Annotated in this window: 21 protein-coding genes and 1 pseudogene; 9 read left to right on the top strand and 13 right to left on the bottom strand. The window is 76.2% G+C overall.

The annotated features are described in order from the left end of the window. Nucleotides 1-176 precede the first annotated feature (176 nt). Entirely contained in the window at nucleotides 177-473 is a 297-nt protein-coding gene (locus ACFT41_RS16305) for a hypothetical protein (protein ID WP_377585356.1), read from the bottom strand. A gap of 214 nt (nucleotides 474-687) precedes the next feature. Here ACFT41_RS16305 and ACFT41_RS16300 point away from each other — a divergent pair, with 214 nt between their 5' ends. The 4 genes from ACFT41_RS16300 (at nucleotide 688) to ACFT41_RS16285 (ending at nucleotide 8,471) form a co-directional block, all read left to right on the top strand. Beyond that, a complete protein-coding gene (locus tag ACFT41_RS16300) occupies nucleotides 688-3,879 on the top strand; it encodes an FtsX-like permease family protein (RefSeq protein WP_377585359.1) in 3,192 nt (1,063 codons plus the stop codon). A gap of 68 nt (nucleotides 3,880-3,947) precedes the next feature. Further along, nucleotides 3,948-6,710, top strand: a complete 2,763-nt coding sequence (locus tag ACFT41_RS16295) for a hypothetical protein (RefSeq protein WP_377585361.1) — start codon at nucleotides 3,948-3,950, stop codon at nucleotides 6,708-6,710. Nucleotide 6,711: 1 nt separating this feature from the next. Next, entirely contained in the window at nucleotides 6,712-7,704 is a 993-nt protein-coding gene (locus ACFT41_RS16290) for an ABC transporter ATP-binding protein (RefSeq protein ID WP_377585364.1), read from the top strand. A 95-nt stretch (nucleotides 7,705-7,799) separates the two neighbouring features. Continuing rightward, the gene (locus ACFT41_RS16285) at nucleotides 7,800-8,471 is read left to right on the top strand and encodes an ABC transporter ATP-binding protein (RefSeq protein ID WP_377585388.1); all 672 of its coding nucleotides are present in this window, start codon (nucleotides 7,800-7,802) and stop codon (nucleotides 8,469-8,471) included. Between the two features lie 26 nt (nucleotides 8,472-8,497). Here ACFT41_RS16285 and ACFT41_RS16280 read toward each other — a convergent pair whose 3' ends face one another. Then, nucleotides 8,498-8,950 carry a GNAT family N-acetyltransferase gene (locus ACFT41_RS16280; RefSeq protein WP_377585367.1) on the bottom strand — a complete coding sequence of 151 codons (453 nt, stop codon included), beginning with the start codon at nucleotides 8,948-8,950 and terminating at the stop codon, nucleotides 8,498-8,500. 74 nt (nucleotides 8,951-9,024) lie between these two features. Between ACFT41_RS16280 and ACFT41_RS16275 the strand changes: the two genes are divergently transcribed. Further along, on the top strand, nucleotides 9,025-9,498 hold the full coding sequence (locus tag ACFT41_RS16275) for an ion channel (RefSeq protein ID WP_377585370.1): 474 nt from the start codon (nucleotides 9,025-9,027) through the stop codon (nucleotides 9,496-9,498). A 24-nt stretch (nucleotides 9,499-9,522) separates the two neighbouring features. On the opposite strand, the gene ACFT41_RS16270 is transcribed toward ACFT41_RS16275, so the two are convergent. Together ACFT41_RS16270 and ACFT41_RS16265 are read right to left on the bottom strand one after the other, a co-directional pair. Next, entirely contained in the window at nucleotides 9,523-11,085 is a 1,563-nt protein-coding gene (locus ACFT41_RS16270) for an alpha/beta hydrolase (RefSeq protein WP_377585391.1), read from the bottom strand. A 69-nt stretch (nucleotides 11,086-11,154) separates the two neighbouring features. Continuing rightward, a complete protein-coding gene (locus ACFT41_RS16265; protein WP_377585394.1) occupies nucleotides 11,155-12,264 on the bottom strand; it encodes an ATP-dependent DNA ligase in 1,110 nt (369 codons plus the stop codon). Nucleotides 12,265-12,399: 135 nt separating this feature from the next. Here ACFT41_RS16265 and ACFT41_RS16260 point away from each other — a divergent pair, with 135 nt between their 5' ends. The 3 genes from ACFT41_RS16260 to ACFT41_RS16250 all read left to right on the top strand — a co-directional run bounded on the left by ACFT41_RS16260 (nucleotide 12,400) and on the right by ACFT41_RS16250 (nucleotide 13,810). Continuing rightward, nucleotides 12,400-12,612 carry a hypothetical protein gene (locus tag ACFT41_RS16260; protein ID WP_229404206.1) on the top strand — a complete coding sequence of 71 codons (213 nt, stop codon included), beginning with the start codon at nucleotides 12,400-12,402 and terminating at the stop codon, nucleotides 12,610-12,612. Between the two features lie 160 nt (nucleotides 12,613-12,772). Next, complete coding sequence (locus ACFT41_RS16255; RefSeq protein WP_377585373.1) at nucleotides 12,773-13,195, top strand: SRPBCC family protein; 423 nt, start codon at nucleotides 12,773-12,775, stop codon at nucleotides 13,193-13,195. A gap of 105 nt (nucleotides 13,196-13,300) precedes the next feature. Next, nucleotides 13,301-13,810 (top strand): DUF1990 family protein, encoded by a 510-nt coding sequence (locus ACFT41_RS16250; protein WP_377585376.1) that lies wholly within the window; start codon nucleotides 13,301-13,303, stop codon nucleotides 13,808-13,810. Between the two features lie 21 nt (nucleotides 13,811-13,831). Here the strand turns inward: ACFT41_RS16250 and ACFT41_RS16245 are convergent, their stop codons facing one another. The 9 genes from ACFT41_RS16245 to ACFT41_RS16205 form a co-directional block, all read right to left on the bottom strand. Further along, nucleotides 13,832-14,749, bottom strand: a complete 918-nt coding sequence (locus ACFT41_RS16245; protein WP_377585379.1) for a DNA-3-methyladenine glycosylase family protein — start codon at nucleotides 14,747-14,749, stop codon at nucleotides 13,832-13,834. 320 nt (nucleotides 14,750-15,069) lie between these two features. Beyond that, on the bottom strand, nucleotides 15,070-15,591 hold the full coding sequence (locus tag ACFT41_RS16240; RefSeq protein ID WP_377613903.1) for a hypothetical protein: 522 nt from the start codon (nucleotides 15,589-15,591) through the stop codon (nucleotides 15,070-15,072). 345 nt (nucleotides 15,592-15,936) lie between these two features. Continuing rightward, nucleotides 15,937-16,722, bottom strand: coding sequence for an anti-sigma factor family protein (locus tag ACFT41_RS16235; RefSeq protein WP_377589840.1), 786 nt, complete (start codon nucleotides 16,720-16,722; stop codon nucleotides 15,937-15,939). Then, the gene (locus tag ACFT41_RS16230) at nucleotides 16,719-17,417 is read right to left on the bottom strand and encodes a sigma-70 family RNA polymerase sigma factor (protein ID WP_377589841.1); all 699 of its coding nucleotides are present in this window, start codon (nucleotides 17,415-17,417) and stop codon (nucleotides 16,719-16,721) included. The genes ACFT41_RS16235 and ACFT41_RS16230 overlap by 4 nt, the downstream gene beginning before the upstream one ends. An 84-nt stretch (nucleotides 17,418-17,501) precedes the next feature. Next, nucleotides 17,502-18,359, bottom strand: coding sequence for a spermidine synthase (locus ACFT41_RS16225; RefSeq protein ID WP_377589842.1), 858 nt, complete (start codon nucleotides 18,357-18,359; stop codon nucleotides 17,502-17,504). A 46-nt stretch (nucleotides 18,360-18,405) separates the two neighbouring features. Further along, the gene (locus ACFT41_RS16220) at nucleotides 18,406-19,374 is read right to left on the bottom strand and encodes a hypothetical protein (protein ID WP_377589843.1); all 969 of its coding nucleotides are present in this window, start codon (nucleotides 19,372-19,374) and stop codon (nucleotides 18,406-18,408) included. A 68-nt stretch (nucleotides 19,375-19,442) separates the two neighbouring features. Further along, nucleotides 19,443-21,917 (bottom strand): AAA family ATPase, encoded by a 2,475-nt coding sequence (locus ACFT41_RS16215; RefSeq protein ID WP_377589844.1) that lies wholly within the window; start codon nucleotides 21,915-21,917, stop codon nucleotides 19,443-19,445. Beyond that, entirely contained in the window at nucleotides 21,917-23,065 is a 1,149-nt protein-coding gene (locus ACFT41_RS16210; protein WP_377589845.1) for an exonuclease SbcCD subunit D, read from the bottom strand. Before ACFT41_RS16210 ends, ACFT41_RS16215 begins: the two co-directional genes overlap by 1 nt. A 12-nt stretch (nucleotides 23,066-23,077) precedes the next feature. Beyond that, nucleotides 23,078-24,832 carry an ATP-binding protein gene (locus ACFT41_RS16205; RefSeq protein WP_377589846.1) on the bottom strand — a complete coding sequence of 585 codons (1,755 nt, stop codon included), beginning with the start codon at nucleotides 24,830-24,832 and terminating at the stop codon, nucleotides 23,078-23,080. Between the two features lie 381 nt (nucleotides 24,833-25,213). Here ACFT41_RS16205 and ACFT41_RS16200 point away from each other — a divergent pair. Further along, a pseudogene (locus ACFT41_RS16200) lies at nucleotides 25,214-25,554 on the top strand (hypothetical protein); the annotation flags it as partial.

The raw sequence follows: 25,554 nt of genomic DNA, 5'->3' as shown, positions 1-25,554 counted from the left end.
CAGCAGCCGCGCTGGCGGACACGGCCAGGCGGCGGCGCAGACCCGGCACAAGGGCCACAAGGGCCATGGGGCAGATTTGGCGGAAGACCGACGTCGAAGAGTGGATCAGGGAGTACCGGCCGGACCTGGCCGCAGAGTGAAGAAGCGCCCGGTCGGGGCCCTCCTGCTGTGCGGAATCAGCTGATCGGGCCCATCATCGCCTCCACGGCCTCCTTCGCCGTCCGCAGGTCCGCGCCCGTTGCCTCCCGGTACGCCTTGATCGCCTGGATCTTCTGGCCCCGGGCCAGGTAGTCGCGCACCCCGGGCGGCTCCGGCCGCTGGTCGATCACCCCGAGATGGTCCATCACGAGCTGGAGGCGACGCTCGATCTCGGCGAGCCGCGCCGTCGTGGCCCGGTCCTGTCGGGGGCCGGTCAACTGGGCGGCCAGCAGCAGCACGACGCCGATCGTCAGCACGATGAGGGCGATTTCCATGCCAGCCATCCAAGCAGGCCGCCGCCAGGCCCGGACGTCACGCGTCTCCCGCCGCGCGCGCGAGGCTCGGTCGGCCGCGCCGCAGACACGACGTCCGGCCGCACTACGGACGCCACGGCCAGGCATAACGGTCGGATAACGGGCGCGAACCTTTCCGTACCCGTAGTGGGTCTTTGTGTCCGTCGGCTCCGCGGGGGCCCGGGGAGGCGGCGCAATGGTGCTGGTGTGGAGGCGGGCGTGGGCCGCCCGGGGGCTGCTGCTGGCCGCGTTGGTGGCGGCCCTGGTGGCGGTCGCCCTCGTCACCGGGCTGGCCGACTACAGCCGGCGGGCCGTCGACGCGGGGCAGCGGGCGGTGCTCGCCGCGTCGCCCGCCCAGGAGCGCAGCCTGCTGGTCAGCGGCTCGGGTGGCCCCGACCGGGCCGCCTTCGCCGCCCGGGACCGGGCTGTCCGCGACCGCTTCGCCGCCGGGCTCGGCGGGGCGACGGTGGCGGTGCGCGCCGCCCGACACGGGACCGGGCGGGAGCTGACCGGCGACCTGGGCGCCGCCCGGGTCGGCGACGACCCGGTCTTCGCCGAACTGACCACCCTGGAGGGCCTGGCCGGGCACGCCGACCTGGTGGCCGGGCGGCAGCCCCGCGGCGGGGCCGTGCCGACGCAGGTGCTCCTGCCGGAGCGGGTCGCCGGTGTGCTCGGCCTGACCGTCGGCGAGCGGGTGCCGCTGCGCGACCGGGCCACCGAGCGCACCGGCGAGGTGGAGGTGGTCGGCCTCTTCCGGCCCCGGGACCCTGCCGGGTCGTACTGGCGGCTCGCGCCGGGCGCCGTCGCCGCCGGCTCCGAGACGTCGTACGGGCCGTTCCTGCTCGACCCGGCCGATTTCGACCGGACGTTCCCCGGCACCACCTCGGCGGCCTGGCTGGTCGAGCCCGATCTGGCGGCGGTCGGGCCGGGCCGGCTGGACGCCGTGCGGCGGGCGGTCGCCACGGAGATCGCCGACCTGCCCGGGGCGACGGGCCTCGGCTCCTCCGCCCAGACCGTCACCACCATGGACCGGCTGATCGACCGGCTGACCCGCGCCGACCTGGTGGGCCGGTCGTCGCTGCTCACCCCGTTGCTGCTCGTCCTCGTCCTCGGCGGGTACGCGCTGGTCCTCGTGGCTGCCCTGCTCAACGAGGACCGTCGGGGGCAGACGGCGCTGCTGCGCGCCCGGGGCGCGGCCCGGCGGCAGATCGCCGGGCTGGCCGTGCGGGAGGCCGCCCTGGTGGTCCTGCCGGCCGCGCTGCTCGGGCCCCCGATCGCCGCCGAGGCCCTGCGCCGGATCGGCCACGACCAGGGCTGGTCCGAGCTGACGGCCCCCGGCGGCACGACCCTCACCTGGGCGGTCGCCTCCGCCACGGCGGCCGGCTGCCTGGTGGCCATGGAGCTGCCGGCGCTGCGCCGGGCCGGCACGTACGTCGCCGACATGGCGGCCCGGTCCCGGCCGAGCCGGGGCGCGGCGGCCCAGCGGATCGGCGCCGACCTGGCCCTGGTCGGGCTGGCGCTGCTGGCCTGGACGCAGCTGCGGCAATATTCCTCCCCGCTGGCCGGCTCCGACGGCCGGCTCGGCGTCGACCCGCTGCTGGTGGCGGCACCCACGCTGGGCGTGCTCGCCGGTGCCGTCGTCGCGCTGCGCCTGCTGCCGCCGGCGGCCCGGCTCGCCGAACGGTTCGTCGACCGCCGGCCATGGCTGGCCGCGACGCTGGGCATGTGGCAGGCCGGCCGCCGGCCGCACGCCGGCCCGGTGCTGCTGCTCGCGCTCGCCGTGGGCGGCAGCACCCTGGCCTGGTCGCTGGTGACGACGGGGGAGCGGTCGCACGTCGACCAGGCGGACTTCACCGTCGGCACCGACCTGCGGCTGGTCGAGCGGTCCGGTGCCGCGCCGGCCGACCGGGCCGGCCGCCTCGCCGCCGCGCCCGGCGTGGACCGGGCGGTGCCGGCCTGGCGCGACGACATCCGGGTGGGACGCGAGGACCTGCCGGTGAGCGTGCTGAGCCTGGACACGGCGGCGGCGTCCGACGTGGTCCGGTTCGACGAGCGGCTCGCCGGCGAGTCGACCCGGGCCCTCTTCGACCGGCAGGTACGCGGCCGGGCCGCGCCGCTCGGCGTCGAGCTGTCCGCCACCGCCCGCCGGCTCGCCGGCACGGTCGGCACCCCGGTGACCGGGGCCGTCACGCCGCACCCGGTCCGGGTGTCCGTGCTGCTCACGACCGCCGACGGCGGCGCCTGGAAGCTGCCCCTGGCCAGCGCGGGCAGCGACGGCCGGCCCGTGCCGGTGGCCGTGGACCTGCCGGACAACGGCGGCCGGACCTACCGGCTGGCCGGATTCGACGTGGACGGCGGGCCGGCGCTCGGCTCCCGCTACGGGCTGGAGGTGGCCGGGCTGCGCACGGTGGACGCGGGCGGCGCGACCAGTCCGGTGCCGCTCGACGGCGGCTGGGTGCCCCGGCTGGACGACCCGGAGAGTGCGGAGCCGGTCCGGTTCGCCGACGGCGTGCTGCGCGCCGGACGGAAGGCCATGCGCGTCGCGGGCGGCCGGTTCGCGTCGCAGCCGCCCAGCCGCTTCGCCGTGGTGCCGGCCGGGACCGGCCCACCGGTCCCGGCGCTGATCACGCCGGAGGTGGCCCGGGCGCTGAGCGTCGGCCGGGGCGACACGATGGACGTCGGCCTCTCCGGGGTGACGCTCACCGTCGCGGTGGTCGGGGAGGTCGACGCGGTGCCGGCCAGCGGCGGGGCGGCCGGCGGCATGCTGCTGGACCTGCCGGCGGCCGCCGACTGGCTGCTGCGGGCCACGGGCACCGTCCGGCCGGTCTCGGAGTGGTGGATCCGCACCGAGCCCGGCGGGTCCGCCGAGGCGGCGCGGGCGGTCGCCGACCTGGCGGGGGTGACCGTGCTGGACCGGCGGGTGACGGCGGCGGAGGCCGGCCGCGACCCGTACTGGCTCGGCACGCGCACGGGCCTGCTCGCGGCGGCGGCGGGCTCCGTCCTGCTCGCCCTGGTCGGGTTGGGGGTGGACGGCTGGGCCACCGCGCGGCGGCGGATCGGCGAGCTCGCGGTCCTGCACACCCTGGGCGCCCCGGCGCGGCTGCTCGCCCGCGCACTGCTCGCCGAGCAGACCTTCCTGGCCGGCGTCGGCGTCGGGGTCGGGCTGCTGGTCGGCGCCGGGGTGGGTGCCACCATGGCACCGCTGGTGGTGCTCACCCGGTCGGCGGACCGACCGGTGCCGGAGGCGGCCTTCGCGCTGCCCTGGCTGCCGGTCGCCGGCACCGCCCTCGGCCTGCTGCTGGCGGCGCTCGCGTTCAGCACGGCGATCGCCTCCGGCGTCCGCCAACGCGTCGCGGCGGCCCAGCTGCGGATCGGCGGCGACCGGTGAACGGGGGCGGGGCAGCGGGCCGGCGGCGACCGGTGAACGGGGGCGGGGCAGCGGGCCGGCGGGGGCCGGTGGGCGGGGGCGGGTCGGCGCTGGCCGGGGCCGCCCGCCGGGTGCGGGCCTTCGCCGGGCAGTTCCTCCTGCTGGGGGTGCTGGCGCTGGTGGCCGCGCTGCTGGTGACCGGCGTTCCGCGTACCGCCGACCGGCTCGCCGAGCGGGGGCTGCGGCAACACATCGCCGACCGCCCGGCCGCCGAGCGGGACGTGACCCTCACCGCCGCCGAGGCACCGGCCGGCGGGGGCGGCCAGCCGGTCACCGCGACACGGGGCCAGGAACTCGACACGTTCCAGGCGGGCCTGCCCGGGGCCGTCCGGGAGGCGGTGCAGAGCCGGTGGTTCCTCGCGGAGACCGCCTTCAGCCGGCTGACCGGCCCGGACCTCGCGGCGAAGAACTATTTCGTCGTCGCCCGGCTCCGCGCGTCACCGGGCGTCACCGGGGCGGCCACCCTGACCGAGGGACGCTGGCCGGCGGAGGCGGTGGGCGCGGAGCAGCCCGTCGAGGTCGCGCTGGCCGCCGACACGGCCCGCAAGCTGAACCTCCGCGTGGGCAGCCGCCTGCGTTTCAGCGGTGCCGGCGGGGAGCCGCTCCCACTGCTCGTGGTGGGCGTCTTCGAGCCCGTGCGGGCCACGGACGGCATCTGGAACACCCTGCCGTCGGCGCTGCGGGTGACCGAGCCGGCCGGCGACGCGGAGCCGTACGAGATGGTGGCGCTGACCAGCGGCGCAGGCCTGGACGCGGCGATCGCGACCGGCGTGCCGGTGCGGTTCTCCTGGCGCTACCGCCTCGGCAACATGGCCGTCGCCGATCTGCGCGCCGTCGTCGACGGCGTACGGCGGCTGGAGCGCACGCCCCCGGCCGGGCTGAGCGTCACGCAGGCTGTGGACGTACCGCTGCGGCAGTTCCTCGACGCGGTCTCCGCCGCTCGGACGCTGCTCGCGGTGATCGCCGCCGGGATGTTCGCCACGGTGGCGGGGCTGATCGTGCTCGCGGCCCGGCTGGCGGCCCGCCGCCGGGAGGCCGAGTTCGCCCTGCTGGTGGCCCGGGGCGGCGCGTGGACCAGCGGCGCGCGGCGCAGCCTCGCCGAGTCGGCGCTGGTGGTGCCGCCGGCCGCGGCGCTCGGCTGGCTGCTCGGCCGGCTGCTGCCCGGCTCCGCGCCGGGCACCGACTGGCTGGTCCTCGTCGCGGCGGCCCTGGCCACCCTGGCTCTGCCGCTGGCCACGCTGGGCGCGTCGGCCCTGCCGGGAGTTCGACGCGACCTGTCCGGCCGCCGCGCCGGTGGCCGCCGGCTGACCCTCGAACTCCTCGTCGTCGCCCTCGCCGTGCTGGCCACGGTCCTGATCCGCCGTCGGGGCCTCGCCCCCGGTTCGGTCGATCCGCTGCTGGTCTCGGTGCCGGTGCTGCTGGCCGTCGCCGCCGCGGTGCTGGCGCTGCGGCTCTACCCCTGGCCGCTGCGGCTGCTCGGCCGCGTCGCGGCCCGCACCCGCGGCAGCGTGACGTTCCTCGGGGTGGCCGGGGCGAGCCGGTCGGCGGCCACCGGGCCGGTGGTCGTCGTCGTGGTCGCGGTCGCCACGGCGGCATTCTGCGGGGTCGTGGCGGGCGGCATCGAGGCCGGCCGGGACCGGACGGCCACCACGGCCGTGCCGGCGTCCGCGCTGGTCGACGGGGAGCGGCTCGCCCCGGACACCGGTGCCGCCCTGCAACGGTTGCCCGGCGTGCGGCGCAGCACCCCGGTGCTGCGGGAGAGCGCGCTGCGCATCGCCGACGCCCGGGGCGTCGACGCGGGTCTCGCCGCCGTCACCGTGCTGCTGGTCGACGGCCCGGGCCTGACCGACACGGCGCGGGACGCCGGGGTGGACGTGTCGGTGCCGCCGGTGCTGCGGGCGGGCCCGTCGCCGGGGCCGGCGCCCGCGCTCGTCTCGCCGGGCCTCGCCGCCGAGCTGACCCATGCGGGCCTCGACGGGACGGCCCTGGTGACCGTGCAGGGGTACGCCCAACCGTTCCGGGTGGCCGACACGGCCGACGGTTTCCCGCTGGTCCCACCCGACGTCGAGCGGTTCGTGGTGCTGCCCTGGCAGGCCCTGCCCGAGAGGGACGCGCCCGGTTCGGTGCCGCCCGGCCCAGGCACGCCCGGCCGAGGCTCACCCGGCCCGGGCGCGACCGGCCCGGTGCCGACGGCGTTCCTGGTCTCCGGCGACGGGTTCGACGTCGAGGCGCTGCGGCGGGCGGGCGACGAGGGTCAGCGCCGCTACCAGACCGGCGGCAGCTTCGCCGCGGGGGAGCGCCCGCGCGGCGCCGAGGTGACCACCTGGCAGGGTGCCCGCCAGCAGCTCGGCGGCGGCGGCGCGAACGGCCTGCTCGTCTTCGGCTTCGCCGCCGGCGCGGCCGGAGGCGCCGCGTTCGGCCTGCTGGCGATCGCCTTCGCGGTGCTTGCCGGGGCGCGGACACGGGGGCAGGTGCTCTCCCGGCTGCGGACCCTCGGCCTGTCCCGCCGGCAGCGGCGAGGGCTGCTGCTGGTGGAGCTGACGCCTCTGGTCGCCGCCGCGCTGCTCACCGGCGCGCTCACGGGGGCGCTGCTGCCCCTGCTGCTCACCCCGGCGCTCGGGCTGGCCGCGTTCACCGGCGGCGAGCCGGTCCGGGTCGCGTTCTCGCCCGGGCTGGTCGGGGCCGTGCTGGCGGCCGGCGCGGTGGCGCTGGCCCTCGCGGTGAACGTGGAGACGGTGAACAACCGCCGAATGCGCCTCGGCGAGGTGCTCCGGCTCGGAGAGGAGAGCTGAGATGACAGCCACCGTGGCGGCGCCCGCCGCGCCGGACCTGGCCACCCTTCAGCGGCGGGCCGCGCAGCGGGCGGCCGAGCGGGCCGGCGGGCACGACCGGCTGCGCGGGCACATCGTCTGCGACGGCCTGGTGCGGATCTTCAAGACCGACGGGGCCGAGGTGGTCGCGTTGCAGGGGCTCGACCTGGTCATCGACCGGGGGGAGTTGGTCGCGATCGTGGGCGCGTCCGGCTCGGGCAAGTCGACCCTGCTGAACATCCTCTCCGGGCTGGACACCCCGACCGCCGGCATCGCCCGGGTCGCCGAGTACGACCTGCTCGCGATGTCCGCCCGCCGCCGGTTGAGCTACCGTCGCCGGATGGCCGGGTTCGTCTGGCAGCAGACCGGCCGCAACCTGTTGCCGTACCTGACCGCGCTGGAGAACGTCGAGCTGCCGATGCGGCTGGCCGGGCGGCGCTCCCGCCGGGCCCGCCGCGAGCGGGCCCGCGAGCTGCTCGACCTGGTCGGCGTGGGCAACTGCGCCGATCGGCGGCCGGCACAGCTCAGCGGTGGGGAGCAGCAGCGCTGCGCGGTCGCGGTGGCCGTGGCCAACGACCCGGAGGTGCTCTTCGCCGACGAGCCGACCGGCGAGCTGGACGAGGCCACCGGCGCGGAGGTCTTCGCCGCGCTGCGGCAGATCAACGCGGAACTGGGGGTGACCGTCGTGGTGGTCACCCACGACCATGCCGTGGCCACCCAGGTCCGCCGGACCGTCGCCATCCGCGACGGCCGGACCGCCTCCGAGGTACGCCGGACCGCGCGGATCGGCGCGGACGGCAGCACCGAGCTGGTCAGCGAGGAGTACGCCGTGCTGGATCGCGCCGGCCGGATGCAGCTGCCGGAGTCCTTCGTCGACGCCCTGGCCCTGCGCGACCGGGTCCGGCTCACCCTGGAACCCGACCACGTCGAGGTGCGGCCGGTCGGCCGGGCAGACACCGAACGGAGTGACACGTGAGCGAGCAGCAGCGGCCCGGCCCCCTCGTCGCCACCGCCCCCACCTCCGGGTTCGCCCCCGGGGCCGCCGCCGGAGTCGCCTCGACGGCGGACGAGGTGGTGCGGGTGGACCGGGTGAGTCGCACCTTCGGCCGTGGCGACCGGGCGGTGCACGCCGTCCGGGACGTCTCGTTCAGCGCCGGCCGGGGCGAGCTGGTCGCCGTCCGGGGCCGGTCGGGTGCCGGGAAGACCACCCTGTTGAACCTGGTCGGCGGCCTGGACCGGCCCGACTCCGGCCGGGTGCGGGTGGCCGGGCACGATCTCGGCACGGCCGGCGAGCGGGAGCTGCTGCGGCTGCGCCGGGGGACCGTCGGGTTCGTCTTCCAGACCTTCGGGCTGATCCCGATCCTCTCCGCCGCCGAGAACGTCGGGGTGCCGTTGCGGCTGGCGAAGGTGCCCGCCGCCGAGCGGGAGGAACGGGTGGCGGTGCTGCTGGAGCTGGTGGGGCTGGGCGGGCACGCCGCGCAGCGGCCGTACGAGCTCTCCGGCGGGCAGCAGCAGCGGGTGGCGCTGGCCCGGGCTCTCGCCAACGAGCCGGACCTGCTGATCGCCGACGAACCCACCGGCCAGCTCGACTCGGAGACGGGCCGCTCCATCATGGACCTGCTCCGCGCGGTGGTGCATGCGCGCGGCATGACGGCCCTGGTAGCCACCCACGACCCGGCCCTCATCGACTTGGCCGACCGCACCCTCACCCTCCGCGACGGCCACCTGACCCCCACCCCCTGACCCGCCCCGTCCCTGCGGGGGCGGGGTCAGAGGGGGAGCTTCATGCCCTCGTGGGTGGGCTGGAAGCCCAGGTTCAGATAGAAGCGGTGGGCGTCGGTGCGGGACTTGTCGGTGGTGAGCTGCACCAGGGCACAGCCGCGGTGCCTTGCCTGTTCGATCGCCCAACGGATCATCTCGCCGCCCAGCCCCCGCCCCCGGCGGTCGGAGCGCACCCGCACCGCCTCGATGAGGGACCGCTCCGCGCCGTGCCGGCCGAGGCCGGGGATGTAGGTGATCTGCAGGCAGCCCACGACCACCCCGCCGTCGTCGGCCACCACGAGATGGTTGCGGGGGTCGGCGGAGATGTCCGCGAAGGCCCGCTCGTACGCGTCGTCCACCTCGGCGACGTCGCGGGCCCGGCCCAGCACGTCGTCGGCGAGCAGGGCGACGATGGCCGGCAGGTCGGCCCGGACCGCCTCCCGGAAGATCACTGTGCGCATGGCATCAGCCTGGCACAACGGCAGCGGGCGATGTCCCGACCACGGGTTGCCGGGACCGGGCAGCATGATGCGGCATGGACGTCCTGCTGCTGCCGTTCCGCTGGATCTACCGGGGCCTCGTGTGGTTCGCCAACTCGCCCAAGACGCTGATCACGTCGTACCTGCTGATGATCGTGGTGGCCGGGGTGGCCTACAGCCACGTGGAGCACAAGAGCGCCGCCGACTCGGTCTGGTGGGCGGTGGTCACCGCGTCCACCGTCGGATACGGCGACATCTCCCCGACCACGGGGGCCGGCCGCGCCCTCGCGGCGCTGCTCATCTCGACCATGGTGCTGCTGGTCATCCCGCTGATCACCGCGCACTTCGCCAGCCAGTTGATCGTGGACGACGATGCCTTCGAGCACGACGAGCAGGAGGAGCTGAAGGCCGACGTACGGCGGATGCGGGCCCTGCTGGAGGAGCTGGCGGCCCGGCACGGCATCGACCTGCCGACCGAGCCCACCCCGCCCCCGCCGCCGGGGCGACGCGCCCGCAAATTCCGCGGGTGAGCCGTCGCCGGGCGCGGGTGAGCGTCACCGGGCCGGGCAGCGCAGCCCCTCCCGGGGCACCGTCAGCGAGATCAGGTACGCGTCCACCGCGTCGGTCACGCAGCTCGTCTGCGGGTATGCCGTGTGCCCCTCGCCCTCCCAGGTCAGCACCCGGCCGACGCCCAGCATCGAGGCCAGCGTCGCCGTCTGCTCGTACGGCGTCGCCGGGTCGCCGGTGGTGCCCACCACCACGATCGGCGGAGCGCCGGCCGCCTTCCCCGTCGGGTACGGGTCCCGCCCGCCGGGCCACTCGGCGCAGCCGAGCATGCCGACGGCGAGGGCCGGGCCGAACAGCGGGTACGTCTGACGCCACTGCGACTGGAGCTGACGGATGCGCTGTACGCTCGGCTTCTCGGTCGCGTCGGTGCAGTTGACCGCGAGGTTGGCGTCGAAGAGGTTCGAGTATTTTCCGTTGTCGTCCCGGCCGGCGTACGCGTCGGCCAGCCGGAACACCTCACCCGGGTCGCCGCCGTCCAGCCGCTCGATGGCGTGGGCCAGCTCCTGCCAGCCCGACTCCGTGTAGAGCGAGGAGATGACCGCGTAGAAGACCCAGCCGGAGGTGGCCTCCCGGCCGTCCGCCGCCCTGACGGGGGAGACCTTCGCCTTGTCGATCGCCGAGGTCACCGCCGCCCGGGCGTCCGGAGCGAGCGGGCAACGCCCGGCGTTGGCGGCGCACCACCGGGTGAAGTTGTCGAACGCCCGCTCGAAGCCCTTCGCCTGGCTCTCCGAGCCGGCCACCAGGTCCTGCGTCGGGTCGACCGCGCCGTCGAGCACCAGGGCCCGCACCCGCTGCGGGTAGAGCTGGGCGTACGTCGCGCCGAGCAGGGTGCCGTAGGAGTAGCCGAGGTAGGTCAGCTTCTCGTCGCCGACCGCCGCGCGCACCGCGTCCATGTCGCGGGCGGCCTGCTCGGTGCCGTAGAGCGGGAGCTGGTCGCCGTATTTGTTGCCGCAGCCGCGCCCGATCCGCTCGTTGAGCGCCACGAACCCGTCGAAGGACGCCGGGGACTCCGGGTCGGGGTCGTAGCCGAAGCTGGCGTCGAGGTCGGCGTCGGAGATGCACTTCACGGGGCTGGACCGGGCCACCCCGCGCGGGTCGAAGCCGACGATGTCGAACCGCTCGGTGACCGACGAAGGCAGGCCGCCGAACGTCGGGCCGAAGGAGAGGTAGACGGCGGTGTCCACGCCGGAGCCGCCCGGGCCGCCCGGGTTGATCACCAGGGAGCCGATCCGGTCCCGCTGCTTCGTCGAGCGGGCCCGCAGCAGGGCGATCTCGAAGGTCTCCCCGGTGCCCGGCCCGGCCGTCGCGCCGCCGCCGGTGCCCCAGTTGCGCGGCACGGCGATGCGGGCGCACTCGTAGCGCATGTCGGGCGCGCGCCGGCCCACCAGGTCGTCGGCCACCTCGGGGCAGGCCCGCCAGGTCGGGGCGGCGCCCGGCGGGGCGGCCTCGCCCGCGCCCTCCGTGCGCGGCGCGAACGCGGGCAGCGTGCAGCCGGCGGCGACCACAACCGCGGCGCCGAGCCCGGCGAGGGTCAGCCGGACCCGGCGGATCCGGTCGGGAATGCGGGTCACCGGCGCGCCTCTCGTGATCGTGTCGACCGATCGTGCCGACGCCTCAGGCTACGCCCGGCCGGGCCTGGGCTCGGCCGTCGCCGCCGGATCGCCGCGCAGGACCTGGTCGACGTCGTAGCGGATCGGGCGGTCGAGCTGGTCGTAGCCGCAGGACCGGGGGTCGCGGTCGGGCCGCCAGCGGACGAACCGGGCGGTGTGCCGCAGCCGGTCGCCCTCCATCGCGTCGTAGCCCACCTCGGCCACCAGCTCCGGGCGCAGCGGCTCCCACTCCAGGTTCTTCGTGCCCGTCCACCGGCTGACGCCGCCGGGGATGCGCTGGCCGCGCTCGTGGTCGCCGTGCGCCCACGGGTGGTCGGGGTCGGCGTCCCGGTAGGGTGCCAGCTCGTCCAGCAGCTCCTTGCGGCGGGCGGCGGTGAACGAGGAGCTGACCCCGATGTGTTGCAGCACGCCGTCGTCGTAGAGGCCGAGCAGCAGCGAGCCGACCACCGGGCCGGTCTTGTGCCAGCGGAAGCCGGCCACCACGACGTCGGCGGTGCGGGCGTGCTTGACCTTGGCCATCAGCCGCTTGCCCGGCTCGTAGGGCAGGTCGGCGGGCTTGGCGATCAGCCCGTCGAGCCCGGCGCCCTCGAACACGTCGAACCAGCGGCGGGCCGTGGCGGGGTCGGTGGTGACCTGGGTGACGTGCACCGGCGGGTGCACCCCGGCCAGGGCCCGCTCCAGCCGGGCGCGGCGTTCCGGGTAGGGCCGGTCGGTCAGCAGCTCGTCGCCGAGGGCGAGCAGGTCGAAGGCGACGAAGTCGGCGGGGGTCGTCTCGGCCAGCAGCTTCACCCGGGACGCGGCGGGGTGGATGCGCTGGGCGAGCAGCTCGAAGTCGAGCCGGGGCTGCCCGTCCGGGCCGTCGCGGCGGATCACGATCAGCTCACCGTCGACGGCGCACCGCTCGGGCAGCTGCCGCAGGGCCTGCTCGACCACCTCGGGGAAGTAGCGGGTCATCGTCTTGCCGCCCCGGCTGGCCAGCTCCACCTCGTCGCCGTCGCGGAACACGATGCAGCGGAAGCCGTCCCACTTCGGCTCGTACGTCGTGCCGGGGTCGGTGGGCAGCCGCGAGACGGCCTTGGCCAGCATCGGTTCGACCGGCGGGTTGATCGGCAGGTCCACGGCGACAGTCAACCAGACACCACCGACAGTCGTGAGGCGGATCACCGGCGGTGGTGGGGCGGGGTGTCCCCGCCCGTCCCGTCCCGGCCCGCGCGACCGGATGGTGTTTGCGCAGCCCAGAGCTACTTTCGCCGAGTGCGGGAGTGGGTCTGCGGGTGCTGCGGGCGCTGGCGGGTCAGCGTCGAGCTGATCCACGGTCGCTACCGGTACCGCCTGGTGCGCCGCTACCCGGCCCGCTTCGGCGGCGGCAAGGACGTGCTCGGCGAGGTCGGCACGGTCGCCGAGCTGGAGGAGCTGCTGCGCCGGCGTACCCCGCTCACCCTGGCCGACCTCCACGAGGCCGCCTGACCCCCCCGCGACCCTCCCGCCTTCCGATGTTGGACAGTTGGTGTCCGCGCGGAACGACAGGTGTCCAAGATCCGGGGGAGACCACCCCGGTCACGATCTCGCGCCCGGTCTCGTCGGGGGGCGTGGGGCAGCGGCGGGGACGACGGAAGGGGCAGGACGCATGCGCTTCGAGGTGGTCACGGAGATCGACGCCGACGCCGAGCGGGTCTGGGCGGTGCAGTCCGACGTGGAGCGCTGGCCGGAGTGGACCGCCTCCGTGCGGCGGGCGCACCGGCTGGAGCCGGGGCCGCTGACCGTGGGCTCCACCGCCCGGCTGGAACAGCCCGGGCTGCGTCCCGCCGTGTGGCGGGTCGTCGAGGTCGACGCACCGTACCGTTTCGTCTGGGTCTGCGCGCTGCCCGGCGTGCGCAGCCGTGGCGACCACCGGATCGTCCCGCTGCCCGGCGGCGGGGTCCGGGTCGAGCTGAGCCTGGACCAGTCCGGCCTGCTGGCCGCACCGGTCGGCTGGCGCTACGGTGGCCTCATCCGGCGCTACCTGCGGCTTGAGGCCGACGGGCTCAGGCGTCGCTGCCAGCCGGGCTGACCAGCCGCTTCTCCAGCACGGCGAGCGGGATGCCGTGGGCGTCCGGGCGGTGCCCGACGATGCGGCCGTACCCTGGCGGGTGTCCCACGCGAGGAGGTCGCCGCCGTGTCCGAGCTGACGTACCCCGAGGTGGGGGCGACCCGCGACGGCACCCTGCCTACCGGCTACCACCACCTGCGCCACCGGGTCCGGCTGCCCGACGGAGGCTTCCCGATCGCGGCGAACGCGGTGCTCGGCTGGCGGCTGCACCGTGCCGCCGGCGTGGTGATGCGCACCGGCGTGCCGCGCGCCGCCCCGGGGGCGCGGGTCACGCCAGGGCTGGGCGTCGGACCGGCGCGGATCTGGGGCCCGACGGAGGTGGTCTGGGCGGTGGACGAGCCGGGCCGGGCCGGCTTCGGGTACGGCACGCTGCCCGGCCACCCGGAGCGGGGCGAGGAGGCGTTCGTGGTGGAGCGGGACGGCTCCGGTGCCGTCTGGTTCGAGGTGCGCGCGTTCAGCCGGCCGGACCGCTGGTTCATGCGCGCGGCCGGGCCCGCCGGCCGGGCCTTCCAACGGGGGTACGCCTGGTGGCTGGGCCGCACCCTGCGCCGCCTGTGCTCCCGCCCCGCCGCCTGACGGTGCGGCCCGAGGCGCGGGTCAGTACCGGGCGAAGGAGCGGATCGGCATGCGCGGCCCGTACCTGGGTGCCTGCACGCCCCCGGCGGCGAGCAACAGGCAGACCCGCCCCCGGTGCCCCCGGAACGGCTCCAGCAGCGCCAGCATCCGGGCGTCGTCGCCGCGCGGCTCGCCGGCCAGGGCCCAGGCCACCGTGTGGGGCAGGTGGTAGTCGCCGACGCTGACCGCGTCCGGGTCCCCGTACGCGATCCGCACCACCTCGGCGGCCGTCCACGCCCCGATGCCTCCGACGGCGGTCAGCCGGCGGGTCGCCTCGGCGGCGTCGGCGCAGCGTTCCAGCCGCGCGGCCTCGGCGGCGGCCCGGCGCAGCGTGTCGGCGCGCTTCTGCTCCACCCCGAACGGGTGGAACACCCAGTACGGCGCGGCGGCCACCGCCGCCGGGTCGGGCGGCAGCAGCAGCGGCTGCATCGGCCCGGGTGCCGGCTCGCCGAAGTGGCGCACGGCCGTCGCGTACGCCCGGTAGGCATCCGTGCCGGTGACCTTCTGTTCCAGGATCGCCCGCAGCGCCCGGGGGAAGACCTGGCCGGTGGCCGGCATCCGCAGGCCGGGATGCCGGGCGGCCAGCCGGGCCACCACCGGGTGCGCGGCGGCCCGCTCGGCGAACCCGGTGAGGTCGTCGCGGAGCCCGGCGACGGCGTCGGCCCGCTCGACCACCCAGTCGGCCCCCGGGCCGTACCCCTCGGCGAGCAGCTCCCCGGCGCCGGCCGGGCGGAGCGCGAGGGTGGCGGGGCCGGCGGGGGTGCGGGTCGCCCACCAGAACGTGCCGGCGGCGATGCGGGCGCACGGGTCGTACGTGCTGAAGGTGAGCGGCCGGACCGACGCGGCCAGCCGGTAGCCGGCGGGCGGGCGCAGCGCCCGGCGCGCGGAGGGTTCACTCACCCCGTCACTCTGCCACGCTGCCCCACGGCACAAAGAGCGGCACCGCCGACGTGGGGAACGTCGGCGGTGCCTCCTTGCCGGAGCGGAGCGGCCGGAACCGGCCGTGAGGTGCGGGGTGGGGGGACCTCGGTGGGCGCGGGTGCTGGCGTCAGCGCGCCCACCGCCCTCCTCCGCTCCGGGAGGTCCGGCGGATCGCGGCGCCGGCCCATCCTCTTCGGGGGCCGGCGCCGCGGCCGGGACGCGGCGTTGCCGGTACGCCGGTCCGGTTCACGGCGGTGGTCGGTCGTGCCCTCCCCGGCCGCGACCGACCACCGGGTCCGTCAGTACGAGTAGCCGGAGTCCGCGGCGCCCGCGTCGCTGGACGACGGCGGGGCGACCGCCTTCGGGGTGCCGGTCGGCAGGCACTCGAGGTTCTTCTTGCCGTCGGGCTGGGCGACGAACCAGGTGCCGCCGACGCCCTGGCCCTTCCACTGGCCCGGCTTCTTGTCGCCGATGTAGCGGTAGAGCGGCCAGCCGCCCAGGGTGATCTGCCGGGTGCCGTCCTGCCGGGTGATGGTGCCGACCTTGTCGTCGGAGACGCCGCTGAGCTGCGGGCTGCCGTCGGTCAGCGCGGGCGGCCACACCTCGGCGCACTTGTCCACGCAGTTCGACGCGGGCGGGTCGTCGGAGTCCTTGTCGAACCGGTAGAGGACCCAGCCCTCCTCGTCGGTGACCACCTTGCCCATCCGGGCCACCTTCTTGCCGACGAGCTGGTCGGTCAGCTCGACGTCGGCCGGCGGCGCGGCGTCCGGGGCCGCGGTGGTGGCCGCCGCGTCGGGGGAGGCCGAGGCCTCCGGTTCCACTGCCGCAGTGGGCTCGGCCGCGGCCACTGCGACCGGCTCTGCCGCGCCCGAGCTCGCCCCGTCGTAACCTGCGGGAGCGCAGGCCGTAAGTGCGACCATGGCGCTTGCGACGATGACGGTCCGCTTCAGCTGTGCCACGTGCCCTCCTCATTCTTTGCAGTTCGCCGGTTAGTACGGGCAGGTCGGCTGTCAAGGTTGAAGGAATAACAGTGGTCAATTTCACTTATCTCGGTTGAACCATTCCCGGCTGCCGCGCGTACCGCCGGACAACCCCTCCGGCGAACTGCGGGCACGCAAAATCGGCGCCGGCCGCGACAGCGACCGACGCCGATTCGGGTACGCGTCCTACATCGGCACCTGCACCAGCGGGCTGGCCACCCCGTTGACGTCCACCGACTGCACCACCAGCTTGGCGATGTCGTCCTTCGGCACGGATGTGGCCCCGCTCAGCTCCAGCGGCAGCGGATTGGTGGTGGTGCCGTAGCCGCCCCCGGGCACCGACCAGGTCGACAGGACCTCGGTCGTGTCGTTCTTGCGGACCACCATCAGCCGGCAGGTGCGCGGCCCCGGCAGCCGCTTGAGCTGGAAGTCGATCCGGGTGCCGAAGTCCTTCGAGATCAGCCACATGTTGAGCTGCACACCGGTGGACGCGTCGACGGCGGTGAACGGCTCGCCCTCCTGCTCGTTGCCACCGGTGCCCGGGTCGTTCGGGCCGGTGCTGCGCCCAGGGCTCGGCGTGCCGTCGACCGGAGCCGACGCCGTCGGCTGCGCGCCGATGCGCGGCGCTTCGCCGCCACCGGCGACGCTGGCGATGCCGACGCCGGTGAGCCCGCCGAACACCGCCACGGCGGCGGCGCTGGCCAGCATCTGCCGGAACCGGGTCCGTCGCCGGTGCGCCCGGACGGCGACCAGCGTCCGGTCCAGCAGGGCCGGGTCGGTGGCGGTCTGTTCCAGGGCCGTCATCGTCTCGCCGTCGATGTCGGAGAGCAGCCCCACCACGGGAACCATCGTCTCCAGCTCCGCGGCGCACGCCCAGCATGTGGCGAGGTGCTCCTCGAACCGCTCGGTGTCGTGCTCGTCCAGCACGCCCAGCGCGTACGCGGCGACGTCCATGTGATCTGCCCGGCTCATTCCGTCACCCCCCTCTCCTGCAGGGCCGTGCGCAGCGCGCGCAGGGCGTAGTAGACCCGCGACTTGGCGGTGCCGAGCGGCAGGCCCAGCTCCTCCGCCGCCTCCGGCACCGTCCGGCCCCGGAAGTACGTCGCCACCAGGATCTCCCGGTGCGACTGACTCAGCGTACGCAGCGCATCGGCGACCGTCATGGTGCGCAGCACCCGGTCGGTGCTGTCCGACTCGGCGAAGGCCGTCAGGTCCCGGTCGTACGTCTCCGCCGGGCGGGCCTGTTCGCTGCGGTGCTCGTCGATGGCGATCCGCCGGGCCACCGTCACCAGCCAGGGCCGCAGCGAGCCCTGCCCCTGCGCGCCGAGGCGGTGGGCGTTGCGCCAGGCCCGCAGCAGCGTCTCCTGCACGATGTCCTCGGCGCGCTGCCGGTCCCCGCCGGTGAGCCGCATCACGAACGCCAGCAGCGGCCCGGCGTGCTCGGCGTAGAGCAGCCGGATCAACTGGTCGGAGTGGTTGGTCTCAGTGGACGTGGCCTGGTGCCGCCCAGGTGCTGATCGCGGAGACACCGGGCCATTCTGGCCATCGGCGGGGCGTACGTCGACCCCCCGGGTCGACCTGGACGCGCGGGACTGCGGCTGTGCGCGGGGGGACATCCAGCCCACCCTCACCGCGTCGCCGTGCCAGCCGGCCGCCACCGCATGCATGCAGACCTCCGGGTGTCCGATGACATCAGCCCGACCCCCACCGGGCATGGCCGCCCGGGGATACGCACCGGGCGGCCCAGCGGATCAACGGCGCACCGAAAAAATTCCCGGCGGGGGCGGAGTGGAGTCGGTGGCGTCGGCGTCGTGCACCACGGCGGCCCCGCCGGCGAACCGGCCCAGCTCGTCGCCGGCCAGCACCCGGCCCGGGAACCAGTCCCCGGCCGCCCGTCGGGTCAGCTCCGGCACCGGCGGGTCGATTCGGCTCGCGACCAGCACCAGGTTGCCGTAGCGCCGGCCGCGCAACACCGCCGCGTCGCCGACCAGGCAGGCCCGGGGCAGCACCGCGCGCACCGTGGCGACCTGGGCGCGGGCGTGTCGCAGCGGCGGCCCGTCGGCGACGTTGGCCAGGTAGCAGCCGCCGGGGGTCAGCACCCGGGCCACCTCGGCCGCGTACTCCACGCTGGTCAGGTGCGCCGGGGTGCGGGCGCCCGCGAAGACGTCGGCGACCACCACGTCGTAGCTGGCGTCGCGGGTGGACTCCAGGGTGGCCCGCGCGTCGGCGACCCGCACCCGCAGCCGGGGGTCGGCCGGCCAGGGCAGCTCCCGGCGGACCAGGTCGACCAGGGCGGCGTCCACCTCGGACACCCGCTGGGTGGAGCCGGGGCGGGTGGCCTGCACGTACCGGGGCAGGGTCAGCGCCCCGCCGCCGAGGTGCAGCACCCGCAGCGGTGCGCCCGCCGGCGCGATCAGGTCGAGGGCGGCGGCCAGCCGCCGGACGTACTCGAACTCCAGGTGGGTGGGGTCGGCGAGGTCCACGTGCGACTGCGGCGCGCCGTCGAGCAGCAGGGTGAACGACCGCGGCCGGTCGGCGTCCGGGACCAGCTCGGCCTCGCCGGTGTCGACCCGCGCGGTCACCCGGTCCGTGCCCCGGCGGCGGCCCATCAGCGACCGCCCGTCGGGGCCGCCGTGGCGGCGGGCCCGGTCGTCATCAGCGCGGCCCGCGGCCCCGGGCCGCGGCGGTCAGCGCCCGGTGCAGCAGGCGGGCGTCGCCGAGCAGCGCCCGCAGGCGGCGTTCCAGGCCGGCGATCGGGATGAGGTTCTGCGGGGCCCGCGGATCCTTGTACGGGGTGGACGCGAACCGGGGGAGCGTGACCAGCGACAGGTCGGCCAGCGCGAACGCCTCGGACTCGGCCAGCTCGGCCGAGCACTCCACCCGTACGATGCCGGCCCACGGCGCGCCCCCGGAGACGGGCAGCCGAAGATACCAGGAGTAGCCGCCCCAGGCGGTGACGAGCTTGAACACCGGGGACCGCTGGCCGGCCCGCAGCCCGGTGACCACGGCGGTCAGCCGGGCGTCGAGATACTGGCTGTGCTGGGTCTTGACGTACCCGAGCGTGCGGGGCAGCTGCCGGCGGCTGCGCAGCGGGCCGTCGACGACCAGCAGGTCCCCGTCGACCCGGGCCGCCCCGGAGACCTCCACCTCCAGCGCGGTCAGCGGCCCCTGCACGGCCGCCTGGAGCTTGTTCAGCTCGCCGGTGCCGCCGACCCGGTGCACCGGGTAGCGCACCGTGCCGGCGCGCACCTCCCGGGCCGACGGGCTGGCTGTGAACAGCCCCCGCCGCACCTGGGTGCCGGCGAGCCGCGCCGCGCCGCGCTCCAGGTCGCAGCGGACCACCCCGGCGGCGTACGAGGCGGCCACGCCGGGGAACGACGCGCCGTCGGCCTCGGCCGTCCACACACTGGCGTCGATCCGGCGTACGCCGTCGACGAGCAGCACCACGTCCGGGGCCCGGACGCCGGGCCGGACGTCGATGGCCCGCCAGTCCACCGCCGGCAGCTCCACCTCGGCGTCGACCTGCTGGCGGCTCGGGGTGGCCGGCCCGCCCGGCACCGCCTCGAAGGACGCGCCGTAGCCCGGGTCCCAGGCGTCGACGAACAGCTCCGGGGCCTCGCCCACCGGCCCGCCCCCGCCCGGCCCCGTCCCGCCCGGCCCCCAGCCGGTGGGACCGGCCCCGCCCGGCCCCGTCACAGGCCGGTCCGTTCCACCCGGGCGGTGCGGGCGTCCTTGCGGACCTCGAACCGGACCGGGATGCGTTCGGCCAGCGCCGGCACGTGGGTGACCACGCCGACCATCCGGTCGCCCCGGGCGGCCAGGCTCTCCAGGGTGGCCGCCACCGTGTCCAGGGTGGCCGCGTCCAGGGTGCCGAACCCCTCGTCAAGGACGATCGACTCCAGGCTCGCCGCCGTGGTGGACATCCCGGCGAGCTGCTCCGACAGCGCCAACGCCAGGGCCAGCGACGCCTGGAACGTCTCCCCGCCGCTGAGCGTGCGCACCCCGCGCCGCAGCCCGGCGTCGTGGTGGTCGACGACGAAGAACTCGCCCTTGTCGTGGACCAGGTCGTACTGGCCGCCCGACAGCTCGCGCAGGATCCCCGACGCGCCGTCGACCAGCAGGTCCAGCGCCTCGGCCAGCAGCCAGCGCTCGAAGTTGTTGGCCCGCAGGTGCCCGGCCAGGGCCCGGGCCACCCGGGCCTGGTGCTCGTGCCCGGCCCGCTGCTCGTGCAGCTCGGCGGCCTGCTCGCGGCGCTCCACCAGCCGCCGGTGGGTGGCCTCGGCGCGCTCCACCGCGACGGTGGCCGCCCGCACCGGGTCGTCCCCGGCGGCCAGCCCGGCGGCGGCGAAGACGCCCGCGATCCGCTCCTGGACGGCCGCCTCGGCGGCCTCCGCGCCGGCGACCGCCTCGGCCAGCCCCGCCCGGTCCGCGCGCCGCCGCGCTGCCTCCCCGCCGGCCCACCCGGCCAGGGTCGCCCAGGCCGCGGCCACGTCGTTGCGGTCGGCGGCCGGCGGGCCGAACCGGGCCAGCCCGTCGCGGGCCGCGTCGAAGTCCCGCCAGGTGGCGCGCAGCCGCTCCTCGGCCGCGTCGAGGACCCCCCGGGCCCGCCGGGCGGCGTCGCGCCCCGCCCGGACCGCGCCCGCCGCGTCGTCGAGGGCCTTGCGCAGCCGGGCGTGCTCGGCCAGGTCGTGTCGCAGCGCCGCCGGGGCGGCGGCACCGACGAGCTGGTCGTCCAGCTCGGCCAGCCGCCCCCGCAACTGGTCGTGCTCGGCGCGGGCCCGCAGCAGCACCCGCTCCACGTCCCGGGCCGCCGCGTCGCGCTCCTGCACCACCCGCTGGGCCGCCTGCACGGCCGCCCGGGCCGCCTTTCCCGCGGCGGTGGCCCGCGCCACCGCCGAACCGGCCGGCACCGCCGGCACCCGGGACACCACCTGCTCGCAGACCGGGCAGGCCGCCCCGTCGACCAGGTGCGCCCGCAGCGCCACCGCCTGGTCGGTGGCCTTGGCCTCCTCGTGCGCCCGGAACGCCGCCTCCAGCTCCGCCTCGGCCCGCTGCGCCGCCGCCCGCGCCGCGTCCAGCGCGGCCACCGCAGCGTCGTGCTCGGCCTGGGCGGCCGTCACCGCCGTGGCCACCGACCCGGCCTGCCCGGCGAGCCGGTCCCGGTCGGCGTGCGCCTTCAGCAGCAGCCGCAGCGCGCTCTCGTCGCCCGCGCCGGCCAGCTCGCCGCGCAGCTTCTCCTCGCGCTCCTCGGCCAGCGCCACCGCGCCCGCCGCCTCGCCGACGCCGGCCCGCGCGTCGGCCACCGCCCGGGCCACCTCGGCCACCCCGCCGGGCGCGCGCACCGCGTCGAGCACGGCCAGCTCGGCGTCGAGGGCGGCCAGCGCCGCGTGTGCGTCCCGCGCCGCCGCCCGGGCCCGGTCCCGTTCCGGTACGGCCGCCGCGACCGCCTCGGCCAGCTCGTGCGCCCGCCCGATCCCGGCCTGCGCCTCGGCCAGCGCCGCGTCGTCGACGTCGGCGAGCCCGCCGAGCATCCGGTCGACCGCCTCCAGCCTCGCCTCGGCCTGCCCGGCCCGCTCGGTGGCCCGCCGCTGCACCTTCTCGTATACGCCGAGGCCGAGCAGGTTCACCAGGATCTGCTGCCGGGTCGCCGGCCGGGCGTGCAGGAAGTCGGCGAACTGCCCCTGCGGCAGCACCACGCAGCTGGTGAACTGCTCGTACGGCAGCCCGACCGCCTCCAGCACGGCCCGGTCCATCTCGGCCGGGGTGCCGGCGACCACCTCGCCCAGGTCCTCCGGGCTGAGCCCGGTGTCCAGTTTGGTCACGTCGAACCCGGCCGGCATGAGCTGCAACCCGGCGTTGGCGGTCTTGACGTTGCCCCGGCCGTCGCGGCGCACCACCCGGGTCGCCACGTAGCGGTCCCCGGCGGACTCGAAGACCAGCCGCACCCGCGCCTCGGTGGCCGACGGGGCGAGCGCGTTGCCCAGCCCCCGCGTCCCGCCCCAGCGGGGCACCGTGCCGTAGAGGGCGAAGCAGATGGCGTCCAGCACCGTGGACTTGCCGGAGCCGGTCGGGCCGACGAGGGCGAAGAAATCGGCGTCGGTGAAGTCGATGGTGGTCTCGTCGCGGAAGACGGTGAAGCCCGCCATGTCCAGCCGCATCGGGCGCATCAGCGGTCCGCCTCCTCGAACAGCTCGTCGAACAGCTCCCGGACGTCGGCGTCGCCGTGCCCCCGGCTGTCGAGGTAGTCGGCGAACAACTCCCGGGGCGAGCGGCCGGCCCGCTGGGCGGTGCGGGCGCCGCTGCCGGGGGCCGGCACCAGCTCCGGGTCGATCCGGATCTCCAGGGCCCGGGGCAGCAGCTCCTGCACCTGCTCCCGCAGCCCGGCCCGGGGCTGCTCGCGGACGAACACCCGCAGCCAGCCCTCCGGCGGGGCGATCTCGGCCAGCTGGTCCAGGGTGCCGCGCACCGTGCGCAGCGGCACCGCCGCCGGCACCGGCACCTCCCGGATGCGCGCCGCGCTGGTCGCGGTCACCTCGACGATGGTCACCGACGGGACGTTCTCCTGCTCGCCGAAGTCGACGGCGAGAGGGCTGCCGCTGTAGCGGATCGGGCAGGGCCCCGACACCCGCTGCGACCGGTGCAGGTGGCCCAGCGCCACGTAGTGGGCGGTGCCCGGGAACACCGTCGCCGGCACCGCGTAGCCGAGGACGGTGTGCGCGTCGCGCTCGCCGCCGCCGGTGGCCGCCCCGACCACGGTGAGGTGCGCGGTGACCAGGTGCACCCGGTCGGGCTCGGCGAAGCCCTCGGTGAGCCGGCCGAGCACCCGGCCCAGGTGGTCGGCGTACGTCTGGGTGGCCTCGGCGGCGGTCAGCTCGTACATCTCCACGGCCCGCACGGCGTACCGCTGGGACAGGAACGGCAGCGCGGCGACCCGCCAGCGTTCCCCGCCGGCCGTCGTGCCGTCGATGACGTGCTCGTCGGGGTTCTCCCGCACCCCGCCGCGCAGGGTGATGCCGGCGGCCTCGGCCCACGGCCGCAGCGCGTCGAGGGCCTGGCCGTTGTCGTGGTTGCCGCCGATGGCCACCACGTCGGCGCCGGTGCGGCGCAACGCGGTCAGCGCCCGGGTGACCAGCCGGGTCGCCTCTGGCGTGGGCGCGGCCGTGTCGTAGAGGTCGCCGGCGACGATCACCAGGTCGGGCCGCTCGGCGCGGGCGACGTCGATCACCCCGGCGAGGACCTGCTTGTGTTCCTCGGCCCGGGACTGCCCCTTGAGCACCTTGCCGACGTGCCAGTCGGAGGTGTGCAGGATCTTCATGGCCGGTGCCCCCTAGAACGGGATGTCGTCGTCGCTCGTGCCGCCGCCGGAGCCGACCACCGCGAACGGGTCGGCCGCCCCCGTGATCGACCGTAGCGTCTCCGCGGGCGCCCGGCCGGCCTCGGAGACCCGGGTGGCCCACGCCGGGAACGGGAACTCCAGGCAGAGCGGGACCGGGATGTCCGGCTGGTTGACGAACATCGTGCCCGGCTTGGCCAGCAGCGCCCGCTGCCGCTGGGCCGGCGGCAGGAAGCCGTATTCCGGGCGGGACGCCTCGGCCGGGTCGAGCCGGCCGACCACCCGGATCGCCGAGTTGGTGACGATCCGCCGCTCCACCTCGCTCGCCGTCTGCTGCGCGCCGACCAGGATCACCCCGAGCGAGCGGCCCCGCTCGGCGATGTCGAGCAGCACCTCCTTGATGGGGGAGGAGCCTTCCCGGGGCGCGTACTTGTTGAGCTCGTCGAGGACGACGAAGAGCAGCGGCTTGGCCGTGCCCGCCTTCTCCTTGCGCTCGAACTCGCTCTTGAGCGTCACCCCGACCACGAACCGCTGCGCCCGGTCGGGCAGGTTGTGCAGGTCGACGACGGTCACCTGGGCGGACTCGGCGGTGTTGATGCTGTGCGGGCGGCGGGCGGCCAGGTCGCCGCGGATCAGCCGGCCCAGGTCCTTCTTGCTGCCGATCAGCCGCCGGGCGAACGCGTTGACCGTGCCGAGGCCGACCGCGCTGCCCGCCCAGTCGCCCCGGGTCTCGTCGTCGTTGAGCTGCTCGACGATGTGGTCGACCAGGTCGGTGTAGGACCCCAGGCGCACCCCGTCGACGCTCACCCCGCCGTCGGCGGGCTGGGCGTAGCGGGCCAGGTGGGCGGCGACCGAGTGGACGACCATCGTGTATTGCTGGCGCTCGTCGTCGGCGTCGGCGAAGACGTAGGGCAACAGGCGGTCGGCGCAGAACTCGCTCAGCGTCCAGTAGAAGCTGTCGACCCCGGTCAGCCGGCTGCTCACGTCGGGCGTGCCGGAGGAGTCGCCGGCCCGGGGCGGGGCGTAGACCCGCACGTCGGGGAACGCCCCGGCGCTGAGCCCGAGCTTGGCGTAGCCGGCGCGGGTGGCGTCGTCGAGGCGGGTGTTGGGGTGGTCGAGGAAGAGCAGGTCCTCGCCCTTGACGTTGAAGATCAGCGCCTTGGCGTTGACCGCGTCGCCGCCGAGGACGCCGGAGCGGAAGACCGAGTAGAGCAGGAACGTGGCGAAGCTGGTCTTGGTGGCGACTCCGGAGATGCCGGAGATGGAGACGTGTGCGCCCCGGGTGCCGTCGAGGAAGTCGGCGTTGAGGTAGACCGGCACCCCGTCGCGGCCCATCCCCATCGGGATCCGCCGCTCCATCCGGTCGAAGTGCAGCGCCCGGGCCCGCGCGTCGCCCTCGGCGCGGTATACCACCGCCCCCGGCGTCGGCGGGACGTAGACCTCCGGGTCGACCCGGGTGGTGGTGATCTCGGCGGCCTCCTGCACCATCGCCGGCAGGGTGCCGTCGGCGATGGCGAAGACGTCGGAGTCGAACTGGGCGCCCTCGTGCCGCGCCCGCACCTGGGTCACCACCCCGGCGATGGTCACCGGCTCGCGGTCGGGCATCTCGCGCCGGGTCACCACCACGTCGTCGAGCTGGAGGTAGCTGCCCGGCGCCACGGCCGTCCAGAACGTCAGCGGGGTGGCGTCGGCGGTGCCGAGCACGCGGCCGACCCCCTCGCCGGGGCCGGCGGACCCGTCGTCGGTGATCGGCAGGCTCTCGGTCATCGGCCCGCTCCCGTCAGCTGGTCGTCTCGGTCACGGCACACGAGGAGCATCCTGCCGCAGGGATGTGACAGGTTGCCACGCGACGCGGCGGACGCCACCCTCCGCCCGGTACGCGATCACTCGTCGCATTCCTCCGAACGCGCACGGTGTCGCAAAATTTCTCGTCGCAGAGGTGACGGAAACCGGTTGCTCGGCGCAACAATGACACCGGCACCCATCGAGGATCTTCGTTACGTCGATGTTTCGGGGTGCCCCTGCGGCCCGCCACCTGCGGGCCGTGGGCCGGCCCGGCGGCCACCACCACCGGGTCACCGCCGGTCGGCACCCCCTTCCGACCGGTCGTCGAGTGAAGGCAGGAGCCTCATGCGTCGTACCACTGTCCTGGCGGGCCTGGCCTCGGCCGCGCTGCTGGCCACCGCCGTGCCCGGCGCGGCCGTCGCCGCCCCGGCCGCCGCCCCCTCCGCCGACGCGTTCACCCGCGCCGTCGCCCAGCTGAAGTCCCACGCCGCCGACGCCCTCACCGGTGACGGGCAGACCTTCACGCTGAAGAACGTCGCGACCGACGCCGACGGCACCGAGCACGTCCGGCTGCACCGCTACCTCGACGGGCTGCCCGTCCTCGGCGGCGACCTGGTCGTGCACCTCGGCCGGGGCGGCGCCTGGCGCGGCGCCAGCCAGAGCATCCGGGCCGCGCCGCGCCGGGC

It is taken from the genome of Micromonospora sp. NPDC057141 (assembly GCF_042670805.1).
GTDB lineage: Bacteria > Actinomycetota > Actinomycetes > Mycobacteriales > Micromonosporaceae > Micromonospora.
The sequence above is the reverse complement of the archived record's forward strand: the minus strand, read 5'-3'. Positions and strand labels throughout refer to the sequence as shown.